Origin of the sequence: Roseburia sp. 1XD42-69, from assembly GCF_003612565.1 — a bacterium.
GTDB lineage: Bacteria > Bacillota > Clostridia > Lachnospirales > Lachnospiraceae > Roseburia_B.
The window spans coordinates 1-17657 of the sequence record NZ_RAZG01000013.1 but is presented as its reverse complement, the minus strand read 5'-3'; the positions used below and the strand labels follow the sequence as shown (position 1 = coordinate 17657).

Annotated in this window: 16 protein-coding genes; 11 read left to right on the top strand and 5 right to left on the bottom strand. The window is 46.7% G+C overall.

The features are described 5' to 3' along the window. The first annotated feature begins 4 nt into the window (after positions 1-4). The 3 genes from ileS to D7Y06_RS25905 are packed head-to-tail and all read left to right on the top strand — an operon-like array spanning position 5 to position 5854. Complete coding sequence (ileS, locus tag D7Y06_RS08575) at positions 5-3160, top strand: isoleucine--tRNA ligase (protein WP_120407396.1); 3156 nt, start codon at positions 5-7, stop codon at positions 3158-3160. A 13-nt stretch (positions 3161-3173) separates the two neighbouring features. After that, positions 3174-5672 carry a glycogen/starch/alpha-glucan phosphorylase gene (locus D7Y06_RS08570; RefSeq protein ID WP_442970400.1) on the top strand — a complete coding sequence of 833 codons (2499 nt, stop codon included), beginning with the start codon at positions 3174-3176 and terminating at the stop codon, positions 5670-5672. A 29-nt stretch (positions 5673-5701) separates the two neighbouring features. After that, positions 5702-5854 carry a hypothetical protein gene (locus D7Y06_RS25905; protein ID WP_158591323.1) on the top strand — a complete coding sequence of 51 codons (153 nt, stop codon included), beginning with the start codon at positions 5702-5704 and terminating at the stop codon, positions 5852-5854. Between the two features lie 111 nt (positions 5855-5965). Here the strand turns inward: D7Y06_RS25905 and D7Y06_RS08565 are convergent, their stop codons facing one another. The 4 genes from D7Y06_RS08565 to D7Y06_RS08550 all read right to left on the bottom strand — a co-directional run bounded on the left by D7Y06_RS08565 (position 5966) and on the right by D7Y06_RS08550 (position 9837). After that, positions 5966-6784, bottom strand: a complete 819-nt coding sequence (locus tag D7Y06_RS08565) for a bacteriohemerythrin (protein WP_158591322.1) — start codon at positions 6782-6784, stop codon at positions 5966-5968. 50 nt (positions 6785-6834) lie between these two features. Beyond that, positions 6835-7920 (bottom strand): hypothetical protein, encoded by a 1086-nt coding sequence (locus D7Y06_RS08560; protein ID WP_120407393.1) that lies wholly within the window; start codon positions 7918-7920, stop codon positions 6835-6837. A gap of 127 nt (positions 7921-8047) precedes the next feature. Further along, positions 8048-8914 (bottom strand): CPBP family intramembrane glutamic endopeptidase, encoded by an 867-nt coding sequence (locus D7Y06_RS08555; RefSeq protein WP_120407392.1) that lies wholly within the window; start codon positions 8912-8914, stop codon positions 8048-8050. Further along, complete coding sequence (locus D7Y06_RS08550; protein WP_120407391.1) at positions 8911-9837, bottom strand: LysR family transcriptional regulator; 927 nt, start codon at positions 9835-9837, stop codon at positions 8911-8913. Before D7Y06_RS08550 ends, D7Y06_RS08555 begins: the two co-directional genes overlap by 4 nt. A 194-nt stretch (positions 9838-10031) precedes the next feature. On the opposite strand from D7Y06_RS08550, the gene D7Y06_RS08545 reads away from it, so the two are divergent. The 8 genes from D7Y06_RS08545 to D7Y06_RS08510 all read left to right on the top strand — a co-directional run bounded on the left by D7Y06_RS08545 (position 10032) and on the right by D7Y06_RS08510 (position 16922). Beyond that, entirely contained in the window at positions 10032-10424 is a 393-nt protein-coding gene (locus D7Y06_RS08545; protein ID WP_120407390.1) for a Rid family hydrolase, read from the top strand. Positions 10425-10436: 12 nt separating this feature from the next. Continuing rightward, the gene (locus D7Y06_RS08540) at positions 10437-10772 is read left to right on the top strand and encodes a (2Fe-2S)-binding protein (RefSeq protein WP_120407389.1); all 336 of its coding nucleotides are present in this window, start codon (positions 10437-10439) and stop codon (positions 10770-10772) included. Further along, positions 10759-12336, top strand: coding sequence for an FAD-dependent oxidoreductase (locus tag D7Y06_RS08535; RefSeq protein ID WP_120407388.1), 1578 nt, complete (start codon positions 10759-10761; stop codon positions 12334-12336). The genes D7Y06_RS08540 and D7Y06_RS08535 overlap by 14 nt, the downstream gene beginning before the upstream one ends. A 30-nt stretch (positions 12337-12366) precedes the next feature. Continuing rightward, a complete protein-coding gene (locus tag D7Y06_RS08530; protein ID WP_120407387.1) occupies positions 12367-12696 on the top strand; it encodes a (2Fe-2S)-binding protein in 330 nt (109 codons plus the stop codon). Continuing rightward, a complete protein-coding gene (locus tag D7Y06_RS08525; RefSeq protein WP_120407386.1) occupies positions 12696-13826 on the top strand; it encodes an NAD(P)/FAD-dependent oxidoreductase in 1131 nt (376 codons plus the stop codon). The genes D7Y06_RS08530 and D7Y06_RS08525 overlap by 1 nt, the downstream gene beginning before the upstream one ends. 100 nt (positions 13827-13926) lie before the next feature. Then, positions 13927-14298 (top strand): P-II family nitrogen regulator, encoded by a 372-nt coding sequence (locus D7Y06_RS08520; protein ID WP_158591321.1) that lies wholly within the window; start codon positions 13927-13929, stop codon positions 14296-14298. Between the two features lie 39 nt (positions 14299-14337). After that, on the top strand, positions 14338-15732 hold the full coding sequence (locus tag D7Y06_RS08515) for an APC family permease (RefSeq protein WP_120407384.1): 1395 nt from the start codon (positions 14338-14340) through the stop codon (positions 15730-15732). Between the two features lie 47 nt (positions 15733-15779). Further along, entirely contained in the window at positions 15780-16922 is a 1143-nt protein-coding gene (locus D7Y06_RS08510) for a tyramine oxidase subunit B (protein WP_120407383.1), read from the top strand. A 76-nt stretch (positions 16923-16998) separates the two neighbouring features. On the opposite strand, the gene D7Y06_RS08505 is transcribed toward D7Y06_RS08510, so the two are convergent. Further along, positions 16999-17445, bottom strand: a complete 447-nt coding sequence (locus D7Y06_RS08505) for a DUF4869 domain-containing protein (RefSeq protein ID WP_120407382.1) — start codon at positions 17443-17445, stop codon at positions 16999-17001. Positions 17446-17657 lie beyond the last annotated feature (212 nt).

The following is a 17657-nucleotide window of genomic DNA, read 5'->3' as shown; positions in this document are numbered from 1 at the left end:
ATTTATGTACAACAAGGTTGAGACGAATCTGAATTTCGTGGAGCGGGAAAAAGCCACAGAGCAGTTTTGGAAAGACAATGACATTTTTAAAAAGAGTATGGAGAACCGGAGAGAGGGGGAGACATACACCTTTTATGACGGGCCTCCCACGGCAAACGGAAAACCCCATATCGGTCATGTCTTAACCCGTGTGATTAAAGATATGATACCCAGATATCAGACCATGAAGGGAAAATATGTGCCCAGAAAAGCAGGGTGGGACACCCACGGGCTTCCGGTGGAGCTGGAAGTGGAAAAACTTCTGGGGCTTAACGGAAAAGAGCAGATAGAAGCCTACGGCATGGAGCCTTTTATTAAAAAATGTAAGGAGTCTGTGTGGAAATACAAGGGCATGTGGGAAGATTTCTCAGGAACCGTGGGTTTCTGGGCAGATATGGACGAACCCTATGTCACCTATGACGATAATTTTATTGAGTCGGAGTGGTGGGCCCTAAAGCAGATTTGGGATAAAAAGTTATTATATAAAGGTTTTAAAATTGTTCCCTACTGTCCCCGGTGCGGAACCCCTCTTTCCTCCCAGGAGGTGGCCCAGGGGTATAAGACCGTAAAAGAGCGTTCCGCAGTGGTGCGTTTTAAGGTAATCGGGGAGGACGCCTGGTTTCTGGCATGGACGACCACCCCATGGACACTGCCAAGCAATGTGGCCCTGTGTGTAAACCCGGAGGAGACTTACTGTAAGGTAAAGGCGAATGACGGGTATGTCTACTATATGGCCCAGGCACTTTTGGACAAAGTATTAGGGAAATTGGCAGAGGAAGGCGAAAGCGCCTATGAAGTTTTAGAGACTTATAAGGGTACGGATTTAGAGAGAAAAGAGTATGAGCCTCTTTTTGATTTTGCCAGTGGAATTATTGAAAAGCAGCGTAAAAAAGCACATTATATCACCTGCGATTCCTATGTCACCATGACGGACGGTACAGGTATCGTCCACATTGCCCCGGCATTCGGTGAGGATGACGCCCAGGTGGGAAGAAAATATGACCTGCCCTTTGTCCAGCTTGTAAACGGAAAAGGGGAGCTGACAGAGGAGACGGATTATGCGGGAGTTTTCGTTAAGAAAGCAGACCCTGTGATTTTAACGGATTTGGAAAAGAAAGGGCTCTTGTTTGACGCTCCCAAATTTGAACATGACTATCCCCACTGCTGGCGCTGCGACACGCCTTTGATTTACTATGCAAGGGAGTCCTGGTTTATTAAAATGACCGAGGTGAAGGAAGACTTAATCCGAAACAACAACACGGTAAATTGGATTCCGGAGTCCATCGGTAAAGGGCGTTTCGGAGACTGGTTAGAAAATATCCAGGATTGGGGTATTTCCAGAAACCGTTACTGGGGAACGCCTTTGAATGTGTGGGAATGTGAGTGCGGACATCAGGAGTGTATCGGCGGCAGGGAGGAACTGGCGAAGAGAACCGGCAATAAAGAAGATGAAAAGGTAGAACTGCACCGTCCCTATATTGACGAAGTGACTTTTGACTGTCCGGATTGCGGCAAAGAGATGCGCAGGGTGCCGGAGGTGATTGACTGCTGGTTTGACTCCGGGGCAATGCCTTTTGCACAGCACCATTATCCCTTTGAAAATAAGGATTTGTTTGAGCAGCAGTTCCCGGCAAAATTTATCTCCGAGGCGGTGGACCAGACTAGGGGATGGTTTTATTCCCTCATGGCGGAATCTACGCTTTTATTTAACAAGTCTCCCTATGAGAATGTAATTGTGCTGGGACATGTACAGGATGAGAACGGACAGAAGATGAGCAAATCCAAGGGCAATGCCGTAGACCCCTTCGAGGCTTTAAAGACCTACGGGGCAGACGCCATCCGCTGGTATTTTTATATTAATTCTGCGCCCTGGCTTCCCAACCGTTTTCACGGCAAGGCGGTCCAGGAGGGGCAGCGGAAGTTTATGGGGACGCTGTGGAACACTTACGCATTTTTTGTGCTATACGCCAATATTGACAATTTTGATGCGGCAAAATATGCGCTTGAATATGAGAAGCTTTCCGTTATGGATAAATGGCTCCTGTCCAAATTAAACACTTTGATTAAAGATGTGGATACCAATCTGGGAAATTACAGGATTCCCGAAGCAGCTAGGGCATTGGACGGATTTGTGGATGAAATGAGCAACTGGTATGTGCGGAGAAGCCGGGAGCGCTTCTGGGCAAAGGGCATGGAGCAGGATAAGATAAATGCGTACATGACACTTTACACGGCCCTTGTCACCGTGTCAAAATGTGCGGCCCCCATGATACCATTTATGACGGAGGATATCTATCAGAATCTGGTGAGAAAGGTGGATGCATCTGCGCCAGAGAGCGTTCATCTGTGTGATTTCCCCTCGGCGGATGAGAGTGTCATCGACAAAGAACTGGAAAAAGACATGGATCTGGTTTTAAAAGTCGTAGTTTTAGGCCGGGCATGCAGGAATCAGGCAAATATCAAAAACCGCCAGCCCATCGGAAGGATGTTTATCAAAGCCCCATTTGAACTGTCAGAGTTTTACACGGAAATTATTGCAGATGAGCTGAATGTTAAGAAAGTGGAATTTTCCCAGGATGTAAGCGCCTACACAAGTTACAGCTTTAAACCACAGCTGCGCACGGTAGGTCCCAAGTACGGGAAATACTTGTCACAGATTAAGAAAGCTTTAGAGGAGTTAGACGGCAATCAGGCAATGGCAGAACTTAACAGCAAAGGGGCTATAAAACTTGACAGTGTCAGTGAGGAAGTTGTATTATTAAATGAGGATTTGCTCATCACAATGACCCAGATGGAGGGGTATGTGGCTGAGAATGATAATGACATTACGGTGGTTTTGGATACAAATCTCTCGGAGGAGCTGATTGAGGAGGGCTTTGTCCGGGAATTGATCAGTAAAATCCAAACCATGAGAAAAGAAGCGGGATTTGAGGTTATGGACAGGATTGCCGTAGGCTATCAGTCCGGGGAAAAAGTGTCCGGCATATTTGAGAAAAACCGGGATATCATCCAGGCGGAAGTCTTAGCGGATGTCATTACTACAGAAAATCTCTCCGGTTATATGAAAGATTGGAATATCAATGGGGAAAAAGTTACATTGGAAGTTAAAAAGCAGTCGTAAAAAAAATAGGGAAATGAGAGTGAATACAGAAGGAGGAATTTACTTGAAAAAGGATGTATTTGACAAAGAACACTTTAAAGAAGAGGTGCGGGACCATGTAAAGAAGCTGTACCGTAAAACCATGGATGAGGCCAGCGACCAGGAAATTTTTCAGGCCGTATCCTATGCGGTAAAGGACGTGGTGATTAACCAGTGGATGGAAACCCAGCACGCCATGAAAAAGGACGACCCGAAAGTGGTTTATTACATGTCCATGGAATTTTTAGTGGGCCGTGCCCTGGGCAATAACCTCATTAATCTCACATGTTATAAAGAGGTGGCTGAGGCATTGGAGGAGATGGGACTTGACATCAATGTGATTGAGGATCAGGAGCCGGATCCGGCCCTTGGAAACGGCGGCCTTGGAAGGCTGGCAGCCTGCTTTATGGAGTCTTTGGCTACCCTGGGATATGGTGCATACGGCTGCGGAATCCGCTACCATTACGGCATGTTCCGCCAGGAGATTATAGATGGTTTTCAGGTGGAGCGTCCAGATGACTGGTTAAAAGAGGGTTATCCCTTTGAACTTAGGAGGCCGGAATATACTTTTGAGATTAAATTTGGAGGATATGTCCGTGCGGAAAATATGGCGGACGGCAGGACAAAGTTTGTACATGAAGGGTATCAGGCAGTGCGGGCGATTCCCTATGACATGCCTATCCTGGGCTACAACAACCACATGGTAAATACATTGATTATCTGGGATGCTGAGCCCATGGAGCGTTTTGAGCTGGATTCTTTTGACAAGGGGGACTACCGCAAAGCTGTGGAGCAGGAAAACCTTGCAAGAAATCTGGTGGATGTGCTTTATCCCAATGATAATCATATTTCAGGAAAAGAGCTCCGTTTAAAACAGCAGTATTTCTTTGTGTCAGCCAGTGTACAGCGGGCTGTGGAGAGATTTAAAAAGACACATGAGGACATCCATGACCTGCCGAAAAAAGTGGCGTTTCAGTTAAATGACACCCATCCCACCGTGGCGGTGGCAGAGTTGATGCGCTATCTCTTAGACGAGGAAGGGCTTGACTGGGACGATGCATGGGAGATTACCACACAGGTATGTGCTTACACGAACCATACGATTATGGCAGAGGCATTGGAGAAATGGCCCATTGAAATCTTTTCAAGGCTTCTTCCCAGAATTTACCAGATTGTGGAGGAGATTAACCGCAGGTTTATCCTCCGGATTCAGGAGAAATTCCCGGGAGACCAGGGCAAGATTAACCGTATGGCAATCGTACAGGACGGCCAGGTAAAAATGGCACATCTTGCCATTGCGGCAGGACATTCCGTAAACGGCGTGGCAAGGCTTCACACAGAAATCTTAAAGAACCAGGAATTAAGAGATTTCTATGAGATGTTCCCGGGCAAATTTAACAATAAGACAAACGGGATAACCCAGAGACGTTTCCTCCTTCACGGAAACCAGCTTCTGGCAAACTGGGTAACGGATCATATCGGCCCCGAGTGGATTACAGACCTGAGCAAGATTGAAAAGGTTTCTCTGTTTGTGGATGACGAGAAGGCCCAGCATGAGTTTATGAACATCAAATACCAGAATAAGCTTCGCCTTGCAAAATATATCAAAGAGCACAATGGAATTGACGTAAATCCCCGTTCTATCTTTGATGTACAGGTAAAACGTCTCCACGAGTATAAGAGACAGCTTTTAAATATCCTGCATATTATGTACCTCTACAATGATTTGAAAGAGCATCCCGAGAGGGAATTTTATCCAAGAACCTTTATTTTCGGGGCAAAGGCGGCAGCGGGTTATAAGAATGCAAAACTGACTATAAAGTTAATCAACAGTGTTGCCGAAGTAATTAATAATGACAAGAGTATCCAGGATAAGATTAAAGTGGTATTTATTGAGGATTACCGGGTTTCCAATGCAGAGTGGATTTTTGCGGCGGCAGATGTGAGCGAGCAGATTTCCACCGCAAGCAAAGAGGCGTCAGGGACAGGAAACATGAAATTTATGTTAAACGGCGCTGTCACCATTGGAACCATGGACGGTGCCAATGTGGAGATGGTGGAGGAAGTGGGCAAAGATAATATGTTTATCTTTGGTATGAGTTCCGATGAGGTGATTGCCCATGAGAGGAACCGGGATTACAACCCCATGCAGATTTTCAATAATGACCAGGATATCCGAAAGGTACTGATGCAGTTAATTAACGGATTCTATTCACCTAATAACAGTGAATTATTCCGTGATTTATATAATTCTTTATTAAATACCCAGTGTACCCAGTATGCGGATACTTACTTTATACTGGCGGATTTCCATTCCTATGCAAATGCCCAGAAGGCCATTGAGGAAGCATACAGGGATGAGAAGCGCTGGGCTAAGATGTCCATGTTAAATACTGCGCATTCCGGAAAGTTCTCATCAGACAGAACCATTCAGGAGTATGTAGATGAAATCTGGCATTTGGACAAAGTTGTTGTGGAACAGGAGAACTTATAAACTTTACAATGCAAACAGGAGGGTAAGCCGTGAAAAAACAGGAGATTATTGAACGGGTAAACGAGTTAATGCAGGAGCGTCAGAATCTGACACGAGAGCATGAAGATTTAATTCAGAGAGATAAGTTGTTGGCAGAGCAGCTTAAAGTTATTTTAGACGAGCTTGCAAAATGTGAAGATTAAGAGGAATCCAAAAAAAGAACCAGTGCAGACTGGTTCTTTTTTTATGTAAGCCGCAGGGCGAGCAGGGAGAAAGTCTCCCTACCCCATTGTTCCGACATGTGCAAGAGCAGATTAAATAATTCCTTTATCCATTTTTAAAATATGGTTTGAAAGCCAGGCAAAGAGGAAATCCAGCAAATCTTCCAGATAAGCCTGCTGGTCGCTTTCGTTTTCCCCAAAGTCTTTGTCTTCCAGCTTGGAGAGAAAAACGTCATGAGCCCTTTTTTGGGCCTCTATGTGGGGATAGTTGGTGGAGGCCATATATTCTTCTTCATGGGAAAAATGAACTTTTGTATACTCTTCCAACTGGTCGATAACTGTCATGATTTCGTCATACTTATCCCCCAGAGTGTTTTCTTCCACCAGGTTGTAGGCATTGTTGATAATTTCAAAGAGTCCCTTGTGCTCCTCGTCAATTTGGGAGATGCCGGTGGCGTATTTGGGAGTGAAAGCGCAGTAGTTGCCCCGGGGATTTTCTGCGGCAAGATGCCTGATTTTTCCAATCAGGGTATCGCTGCCCAAAATGTGATGATACAGCCATTTTGTAAGGTACTGCAGCATATCCTCTAAAATTTTCCTTTTTTCCTCGTGATTTAGGTCCATCAAATCAATGGCGTTTAGCCTGGTCATAAAATATTTGTGTTCTCTTTTCTGACGTTCTAATTCCAGATCCTGATGTTCTTCCATATAAGCTTCTTCATGTGAAAAATGAATCTGACCGTATTCCTTCAGCCGGGCGATATAGGTTTCCAGTTTCTGGCTTTCATCGGGAATGCCCTCATTGTGTTCCAGAGTATCCACAATCTGATTCATAATGGTAAACAAATACTGGTGTTCCACGTCAATCTGTTCAATGCCGATGATACAGTCATCTGTAAATTGAAATGTCATTTGCACCATACCCCTTTTTGTTTTTTATGTATTGCCTAACCATTATAACTTTAAGGGTTTCTTTTTGCAAGGTCTAAATGCTGTACGGTTCCCGTTTTTCCATTTTCATATAAAAAGACGCCTGTCTGGCGCACCAGTGCATTGGTGCTGTTATCCTCATAGGATTTCAGGGCAAAATCCGTGGCGGCGTGTTTTAGGCAGATAGCGCCTACTCCCGCCTCCTTTAAGGTGTAGAGGATGTCTCTTCCCTTGTCATCCTTTGTCCAAATCCGGAGTTTGGTGAAAATCTCATCCTTTTCGTCAATCCAGCCGTTGTTATCCTGGTCGTAGGCGGCCAAGTCCCCGAATCCGTTCCCGCTGGCCGTTCCAAAGAGTTCTTTTCCGTCATTAATTTTACCGTCTTCGTTTTTATCTAAGGCCAAAAAGCCGCTTCCGGGGGAGAGGTGTGAAATCTTGTCTAGTTTTCCGTCTGCATCCAGGTCAAAATAGAAAGACTGGTCGGATACCTTGGCTGCAGCGGTATCCAGGTTTATCACAAGGGGATCGCACAGGGCTGCCTGGTTTAATTTTTTCCCAAAATCCACGGTTCCCCCATAGGCTTCCTTAAAACTGCGGCTCATGGAGAGAGACAGGTTAAAGTCGATTTCCCTGCCGTCTGCTGTCTTTACGGTTCCTTTGGCGGAGAAGTTGGTAGTCTCCTGTTCTTCATGGGTGTACATCTCCGTGTAAGTCCCTCCAAAGCCCTGGCCGCCCATTTGGTTACCGGTATTTTTGCCCCCCAGATAGTCAAAAAGGCTGTATTTTTTCAGGCTGCTTCCCCCAAACAAAAGCATGAAAAGATAATGTAAGGACTGCTGCCGAATGGCTGCCCCAGAAGAGGGGTATGAACTTTGCATAGCAGGGCTGCCAATGCTTTTTGCCTGGTTAAACTGCTGCATCAAATCTTCTTTTCCTGTGTCTTTTTCCCTGCCTTTGCTTTTTCCATCCCGGGATTCTTCAGTGTAATCTTCTTTGTACCGGATGTTTTTGCTATGGATTCCGGCTCTTCCCCAGGTCATGCCGGAGGAGGCGTAGGAAGTGGAACTGTGATATTTGCGATGGGATGCCATGGCAACGTCACTGGATTTTATAATCATAAGATCCTCCTTGATAAATTATGTAAAAAAGGGTATAAAAAATAGACGACAGCCATTAAGATTCATTTCCTTAACAACCGCCGTCCTTGGCATTTACTGTAGTGAAAAGAGTGCTTATTTATTTGTATTATATATCGGATGGAATCTGGGATTCTTTAGGGATGGCAGAAATATTTTCTTTGGATGGCAGATTATGGGAAATCAGCCATGCCCCCAGAATTCCAAGGAATATAAAAAGAATGTAGAGGATGCAAATCCCTATGGGGGAGATATCCGCCAAAAATTCCGAGGCGAAAGTTCCCCAGAAGTTAAAGCCAATGTGCAGCGCAATGGAGTACCAGATACATCCGCTTTTTTCACAGACAAGCCCTAAGACGATCCCCAGTCCAAAAGCGTAGATTCCCTGAATCATATTCATATGGAAAGCTCCAAATAAAAATGCCTGCAAAAGATTGGCGGTCCAGAAGGGAAGGGCCTTTTTGGCGGAGGCAAGGGTCACTCCCCGGAAGGTCAGTTCCTCAGCTATAGGGCCTAATAAAACGGCATAGAGGATTAGGGGCAGGGAAGGAAGCCCGGAAAAACCGGCGGAATCCATTAAATCTTCATAAAACTTAAGCCACTGGGGGAAAAGGGAGGATACCCAGGTGATGATAAAACCTGTGGCAACCTGTAAGACAGGCACAGTGCAGACTACCCCAAGAAACATTTTAGGATTCAGCCATTGCCTTACATTTTTTGTCACATTTCCCTTAAACTGAAGCTGATACCACAGGCCGAAAATGACGATGCCTGAGGCGGCATATACGGCGGAGATGCCGGTGGAAAATGACACAAGGGAGGTCATGTCGTCTAAGCTTTGGCTGGTTAAAGCCGATGGATGGTTTAGAAATACCACGGTTGCAATGCCCACAAAAGGAATCATTAACACAAACTGAAGGGTGATGGATGCCAAAGCGGGTAAAAAGCTAAAAAAGAAATAGCCTACTTTTTTCATAATATCTGCTCCTTTGTCTGAAAACTAAATTTTTGTTTATTTGTTTTTAACCATTCTACCATATATTCCCGGAAGGACAGGGCCTCCCGGCTTAGGGTGATATCTTTTTTGGAAACCAGGTAAATGGGCTTTTTTGCAGTATCCCCGGGAAAGGGGCGAATGACACAGTTTTTTGGAGGATTTTTAAGGAGAAGGTAATCCAATGTCATACCGATTAACAGGTTTTGTTCCGCAAGTTCATGGATAATCCTGTAATCGGAAACCTCTATGGCGGTAAAGGCCGGGACGGCGTGGTTTGTCACATAGTCGCTGGCCTGGCTTTTGCTGGCAATCTGTCCCATGCCCTTAATGGCCACCCGCTCTTTGGAAAGGTCTTTTAAGGTAACTGTGCTTTTTTCCGCCAGGGGATGGCTTTTATGGATAAGCAGACAGAAGCCGTTGGTAAAGAGGTGCACCATATGGTATTTTCCGCTGTCTAAGGGCCCGGTAATCATCCCCAGCTCCGCCATGTTTTGATCCATATGGGAGAGCACTTCCCGGTCGGGAAACTCTTCCAGCCTGAGGATAATGTCCGGGAAGGCTGCCATAAAATCCCGGTAAAATTCCCAGGGGAGATAGGATAAAACGTCATAGGAACAGGCGATGTGCAGATGTTTATACACAGAGCTGGTTAAAAATTTTTTCTGGCTGATAGCCTCGTACTCGTCTAACAGGTTCTGGGCGTGGCGGGTTAAGGCGATGGCGTCCTGGGTGGGAATGAGCTTTCTGCCCTTTCTGATAAAAAGTTCCACGGAAAGCTCCTCCTCTAAGGACAAAATGGTTTTGCTGATGCCCTGGGGGGAGATGAACAATGTCCTGGCCGCCCCGGCAATGCTGCCCTGCCTGTATACTTCCATAAAATAAGATAACTGTCTGACATTCATTGAAAACCTCCGGGTTTTACATACATAGTTCAATCATAAACGATTTGGTTGACAATCTCAACTGTTTTCGTGCTTTATTTTGTGATAATTCTGTGATATAAATTTGTCATGACAAAGACGTCTTTCAATTTCCCGGGAGGGGAAAGGAAAAGGCGTCTTTTTCTATTAACAGATGAGGAAAGAGAGGAGAGCATATGGCGATTGAAAGATTTTCATCAGGGGCGCCCTTAGAGGAAAAAGTAGGTTACTCAAGAATGGTAAAAACAGGAAACCTGGTAATGATAGGGGGGACTACTTCCGTGCAGCCGGATGGGACTGTGTACGGGGAGGGCGACCCATATGAGCAGGGAAAATATATTTTTAAAAAACAGGTGAAGCTTTTAAAACAGGCGGGGGCGGAGCCGGAAGATGTGATAAAGATTATGGCATATGTGACACACATGAAGGACTGTCCCGAAATCAGCCGGGCCTATTCTGAAATTTTCCATGACGTAAGGCCGCTGTTTACCGCAGTGGGGACATCGGAGTTAAACCGACCTTCCCAGCTTGTGGAGATTGAGATGACGGCTGTTATCACGGAAGGATAGGGGGGATTTCTGATGAGCAGGATAAAGGAACATCCGATTTTAGGAGAGCCGGTAAAGGGCAGGGAAGTGCCGTTCACCTTTGACGGAAAACCTATGAAGGGATATGAGGGGGAGCCAGTGGCTGCGGCATTAAAGGCTGCAGGGGTGATGGTGCACCGGTATACGAAAAAGGAGCATAAGCCCAGGGGAATCTTTTGTGCCATAGGAAGATGCACCGACTGCGTCATGATTGTGGACGGAAAGCCCAATATCCGCACATGCGTAACGCCCCTTGCGGAGGGCATGGAAGTAAAGACCCAGTACGGCGTCAGTGATAAGAAGGAGGGGATAAAAGATGAAACGGTATGAGCTTATTGTGGTGGGAGCCGGGCCTGCCGGACTCTCCGCCGCAGTGGAGGCTGCAAAGCAGGGAATGAAAGTCATTGTCTTTGACGAAAATGAAAAGCCCGGAGGGCAGCTTTTTAAACAGATACATAAATTTTTCGGCTCTAAAGAGCACCGGGCAAAAATCCGGGGATTTAAAATCGGGGAGGAACTTTTAAAAGAAGCGGAGGAATCCGGGGTGGAAGTGGTGTTAAACGCCACGGTTTTAGGGCTTTTTCAGGATAAGGAAGTGACGGTGCGGATTGGAGAGAGCGTTTTCCACTACAAGGGAAATGCCGTTATTGTTGCCACGGGAGCGGCGGAAAATATGGTGACATTCCCGGGGTGGACGCTTCCGGGGGTAATCGGTGCAGGAGCCGCCCAGACCATGATGAACCTCCACGGCATCAAACCGGGAAAGCGGGTTTTAATGCTGGGCACAGGAAACGTAGGGCTTGTGGTAAGCTTCCAGCTTATCCAGGCGGGCTGTGAGGTGGCGGCTTTGGTGGATGCGGCGCCCCGGGTAGGGGGCTATGGAGTTCACGGGGCAAAAGTGGCCAGGACGGGGGTTCCCTTTTACCTCTCCCACACCATTGTAAAAGCGGAAGGGGAGGACAGGGTTACAGGGGTTGTCATCGCCCAGGTGGATGAGCATTTCACCCCCATACCCGGAACGGAAAAACATTTTGACGTGGATACCATCTGTCTTGCGGTGGGGCTTTCCCCCATGTCCCAGCTTTTAAAAATGGCAGGGTGTGATATGGAGGATAACCCGAAAAAGGGAGGCCAGGTGCCTGTTACGGACAAATATGGGGAGACATCCCTTCCCGGGGTGTTTGCCGCAGGGGATGTTTCTTCCATTGAGGAAGCCAGCTCCGCAATGATTGAGGGGCGCATGGCAGGGGTTTTAGCCTCCGCTTACCTGGGGTATACAGAGGAAGGGGAAAAAGAGGAAAGGCTTAAGGCATTACAGCAGGATTTAGAGAGTCTGCGCCAGGGCATGTTTGCGCCGGAAAACCGGGGAAAGAAATTGGAAAAGACAGAGGAAGGGTATGAGATTTCCCAGACACTCCTTAACAGGGGATACATCGGGGACGAAGAGATTTTGCGCTATCCCGGAGTGAGACGCCGGGCAGGGATTCATCCTGTGATGGAATGTTCCCAGAATATTCCCTGTAACCCCTGTCAGGATGCCTGTCCCAAAGGCTGCATTAAAATCGGGGAAAAGATTACGGCCCTTCCATCAGTTTCGGATACGGCGGAATGTATCGGCTGCGGTCTTTGTGTGGCATCCTGCTCCGGCCAGGCAATTTTCCTTATCAATGAGGATACAAAAGACGGGTTCGGTGAGGTGACCCTCCCCTACGAATTTCTTCCCCTGCCGGAAAAAGGCAGCCGGGGAATGGCTCTTTCTAGGAGCGGGGAGGAAATCTGTGAAGCGGAAGTGACGGAGGTAAAAAGTTCTCCCGCCTTTGACCACACCAATCTTCTTACCATAAAAGTGCCAAAGGATATGGTGATGCGGGCGCGGTTTTACAGAAGTAATTAAATAATCCGGAATAGAAAAAGAGGTGGACATATGAACAGGGTAAATGACAGAAGCAGGGATATTGGCCCCTTTGTCCCGGCAGGGGACGATGATATGGTGATTTGCCGTTGTGAGGAAATCACAAAGGGGGAAATCAGAAAAGCGGTGCATGAGGGAATGTATACCATAACAGAGCTTAGGCGGTATCTTAGGTGCGGCATGGGGCTATGCCAGGGCCAGACCTGCAGCAGGCTGGTAAAGGGAATTGTGGCAAAGGAACTTAAAGTTTCTCCGGCCCAGTTGGAGCCTGCAGCGGCAAGAGCCCCAATGCGCCCTACGGAAATGCGGATATTAGGCCATGAGGAAGGAGTGTGCAGATAATGAAACATACAGCGGAGGCAGTAATTATCGGCGGTGGAATTATCGGGTGCGCCAGTGCATACTATCTTGCAAAAAAAGGGTGCTCCGTCATTGTTTTAGAGGGAAGCGATTATATTGGAAACGGGGGTTCCAGCAGAAACGGGGGCGGTGTGCGCCAGTCCGGCCGTGACCCCAGGGAGATTCCCATGGTAATGTGGGGGATTCAAAATGTATGGCCAACCCTTTCTGAGGAACTGGGGGTGGATGTGGAGTACACCCAGAAGGGCAACCTGCGGCTGGGGAAAACCCCGGCACACCTTAAAATTTTAGAAGGCCTGACGGAGCGGGCGAAAGCCTGCGGCCTGGGGGTTGAGATGATAGACGGGGATGAGGTGAGAAAGATTAACCCCTATCTCTCAGAAGAAGTGATTGGGGCCAGTTTCTGCCCCACAGACGGACATGCCAATCCCCTTACCGCAACCCTGGGATACTATAAGCGGGCCAGGGAATTGGGAGTACGCTTTATCACCGGGGAGAAGGTTTTAAAACTTTTGACCGTTAAGGGAAAAATAAGAAAAGTCGTCACGGAAAACAATACCTATGAAGGGGAAAAAGTTTTGGTGGCGGCAGGGTATGAGAGCCGGAAAATCACCGAGAGCGTAGGCATTGACATTCCCATGCAGAAAGTAAAGCTTACCTGTCTTGTGACAGAGGCCCAGCCCTTTATGTTTGAACAGATGCTTGGCACGGCGGAGGCGGATTTTTACGGACACCAGAGCAGCCACGGCTCCTTTGTCTTCGGGGGTTCCACAGGCTTAGAGCCCTGTGAAAAGGATAACGGCCACGGCATTTCCCAAAGCGGAAGCGCATCCTGCATCTGCCGGGGAATTATGAAATATTTCCCTGCCTTAAAAGATGCAAAGATTGTCAGGGAGTGGAGTGGATTTATCGATGAGTGCGCAGATAAAGTTCCCGTCATAAGCCCTGTGGAGGAAGTGCCGGGGCTCTACCTTGCCTGCGGCTTTACGGGACACGGCTTTGGCATTGCCCCCGGCGCCGGGGTAAATATAGCGGAAATGATGACGGAGGGAAATTTTACGGTGGATAATATGGAAGATTTCCGCTATGACCGTTTCAAAGCAAAGATATAGGAGGAAGGCAAATGCGAAGCATTTCTTAAAATGCCTTCCGACGACATGCCGCCGAACGCAGGTGAGGGGGCGATACCTTATTAAAGGAGGAAGGAAATTTATGGAAAAAGTGGAATTGGTTAAAGTTGAGATTATCACCAATATGGCGAAGGTGGATATGCTCCGCCAGGAATTGGGAAAGTTTGGGATTTCCGGCATGACAGTGTACGAGGCAAAGGGCTGCGGGGTGCAGCTTGGCACAAAGGAATATGAGGCCGAAACCCATTCGGAGCCCATACTTTTGGACAAGCAGGTGGTAATGGTGGTGTTAGAGGAAAGGGAACTTGCGGAATTTCTTGATTTTGTGGAAAAAGAGCTTTACACCGGGCATATCGGGGACGGAAAAATTTTTATTTCCCCCATTTTAAACGTGGTTAGAATCCGTACCGGGGAAGAAGGGACAGATGCTATAGCAGAGGGAAAAGCATACTAAAGCATAAGTTTATCCCTTTCGGGGAAAGGAAGTGTTTATATGGAAGAAAAGAAACTAGGGCTGGGAAGCGTGATTGCAACCGGGGTGGGTCTTGTGGTGGCCACAAGCTGTCTTTTGTCCCTGGGGATTGGGGCTGCCAGTATAGGGATTACTTTTATTATCACCATGGTGATTGCCTGCGTGTTAAATATGCTTCTGGCTTTATCTGTGGCGGAGTTAAATGCGGTGATGCCAAATCTGACAGGAGGGCTGGCCCAGTATACCTTAGCCTGCATGGGGCCTTTTATCACCGTGATTGTCATGGTGGGAGGCTATCTTGTGTGCAATACCGTAATCAGCAGCGTGGAGGCGGCTATGTTTGGCAATACCTTAAGCAGCGTATTTCCCGAATTTGGCATATCGGGAAATATATACAGCGGAGTGCTGATTCTAGTTCTTATTGTGTTAAACCTTAAGGGTGTGGATATGTTTGCAAAAGTGCAGGATTTTGTGGCCTTTGCCTTGATTTTTTCCCTGGCGGTAATGGGCATTTTAGGGGCGCTGCACCTTGGCGCGGGGGAGGAAGTGAGCCAGGCGGCCGTGCTTTCCTGTGATTTTACAGATATCACCGGGCTGTGCGGACTGGGATTTTTTCTCTTTATCGGCATTGAGTATGTGATTCCCATTTCCAAAGAAGTAAAAAACGCAAGAAAAAATGTTCCTATGGGAATGATTATCGGGCTTTTGTCTATTCTTATTATGCAGAGCATAATGGTAATCGGGTTTAAAAATTATACCCCCTGGGAAGAACTGGGAAAGGATGCCACGCCCCATGTGCTTTACGGCACCATGCTCCTTGGAAAAGCGGGAACGGTGTGGATGGCAGTGGTGTCCGTCCTTGCAGTGACCAGCAGCGTCAATACGGTCATCAGTTCCCTGGGCTATATCTGCTATGGGATGGCAAAGATAAACCTTCTCCCCGCCTTTTTCTTAAAGACGAATAAAAAAGGAGCGCCCTATGTGGGGATTTTAATTATCGGGGGAACCATATTTCTGATTAATATTACCGGGTTAAGCGGTACAGACCAGCTTTCTTTCCTGCTTTTAAGCGGCTGTGTTTTCTGGATGATTGCCTATATTGTGACCCATATCAATGTACTGATTTTAAGGAAAAGGCTGCCCAAGGTCCCAAGGACGTTTAAGGCGCCTTTTACCCCGGCGCTGCAGATTGTGGGAATTTTGGGAACCCTTTGGATGATATACAATATAGATTCCGATGCCGGAATACGGATACGGATTTACCGTCTGTGTCTCTTTACCTTTATCCCCTTTGTTATCTATGCTTTTGTGTGGGTAAAAAAGGTGGTGAAGAAGCCTTTATTTAAAGCCTACCCCGTCAGTGAGGTAATGGCTATGGAACATGAATTGTACTGGGAACACCACAGGAAAAAATAAAAAGCACAAAGTCCTTTGGCATTTGGCCGGGGCAAGAGGAGGATATTATGAGTTACCCAAGTTTGGATCTGTTATATTTAAGCGAGGAAGATATGATAAAAGCGGGAGTGACCGATGTAGTAAAATGTACGGACTGTATGGAGGAACTTCTTAAAATTTTAGATAAAGGGGACTACCGCATGGGAGGCGAAAACGGCAATTCCCACGGGTGCATGGTGACATTCCCCGATGAGCCGGAATTTCCCCATATGCCGAAAAACGCACCGGACAGGCGGTTTATGGCCATGCCCGCCTATGTGGGAGGAAAATTTGACGTGGCGGGGATGAAATGGTACGGCTCCAATGTAAAAAACCGGGAAAAGGAACTGCCCCGTTCCATTTTAATGGTGATGTTAAATGACAAAGAGACAGGGGCGCCCCTTTCCCTTATGTCCGGTAATCTTTTAAGCGCTTACCGGACGGCGGCAATTCCAGGAGTGGGGGTGAAAAATCTTGCAGTAAAAAATGCAAAAGTCCTTGGAATCGTAGGCCCCGGGGTTATCAACACCACTGCCGTGGAGACATTTGCGGCCCTCCGCCCATCTTTGGACACCTTAAAAATCAAGGGGAGGGGAAAAGCTTCCATTGACCGCTGCATTGCGTATGTAAAAGAAAAATGCCCCCAGTTTAAAAACTTTATTGTCTGCGATACCTTAGAGGAGTGCGTTAAGGACAGCGATATTTTAAGCTTTGCCACCACCACCCCTTTAGGCTCCGGCAGGGAAAGCTATCCAAGGGTGGAGCAGTCCTGGCTAAAGCCCGGCGTGTTAATCTGCGTGCCCGGGGCGGCGGATTTTGCCGATGAATTTATTACCGGGGGAAACATGAAACTGGTGGTGGATAACATCAAGCTTTACGAGGCATGGGCGGAGGAATACTCCTATCCCTGTTACAATACGGTATACATTCCGGGATGTCTGTTTATGGATTTGGTGCACGATAAGAAAATGGATAAATCCATGATTCACGATTTGGGGGCCATTTTAAACGGGAAAGTTCCCGGCAGGGAAAGGGAGGATGAAATTATCCTTTATTCTGTGGGGGGGATGCCTGTGGAGGATGTGGCCTGGGGCAAGGAAGTGTATGATTATGCTGTGGAACACGGGATTGGGACGAAACTGAACTTGTGGGAGAAACCTTATTTGTTTTAGTGTGATAAAGGCTTCCCGGGATTTGCCCGGGGAGTCTTTTGTTTTGTACAATAATGTGATATTTTCCCTTCATATCTCACCGCTTTATTTTCAGGGCCTCATGAAAATATTCGGCGTATCCGTGAACCGGTTTTCCCGTATTTAACATCACGGCGTCAAAATCCCCTGCAGAACTAAAATCCATTACATGGTGGAGATTGATGGTTAAATCTTTTTTTCTGCCAATTTCCACAATCCATTTTGCACAGTTATCCCCGCAGGAGGAGGCGTTGAAAATATTGCCCGTGTCGTCAAATGCCATAAGTATTAAAGTTTTTACACCCCCGGATATCTCTTTTGGGGATATGGGGCCAAGGACGGGGCTCTCAATTAAGTGAGGGCTTTTTACCTCTGATTTGTCAACATCTTTTATCATTTCAACGGACAGGGGATGTATGATCCAGTCGTCTTCGTATTGGTTGTCAAAATAAGTGGGCGGGTGGTAGATGGAATTTTTAATATCTCCAAAAATTATATTTAACATGGTTTTTCCTCAAATATTAAAAATAGTGTTTACTTTTATTAGTTTATCATATCTGTTTGCAGAAATCTATGAAATATCACAAAACAGGAATTTAGAAAAGCGTTGAAAAAAGTTTGATTTCGGCTATACTGTTATATATAACACCACTTTACAACTATTATAAATAGTGCTCCTTTTGTCGGACAAGATATTTCAATGTTCTCATAAGGGCA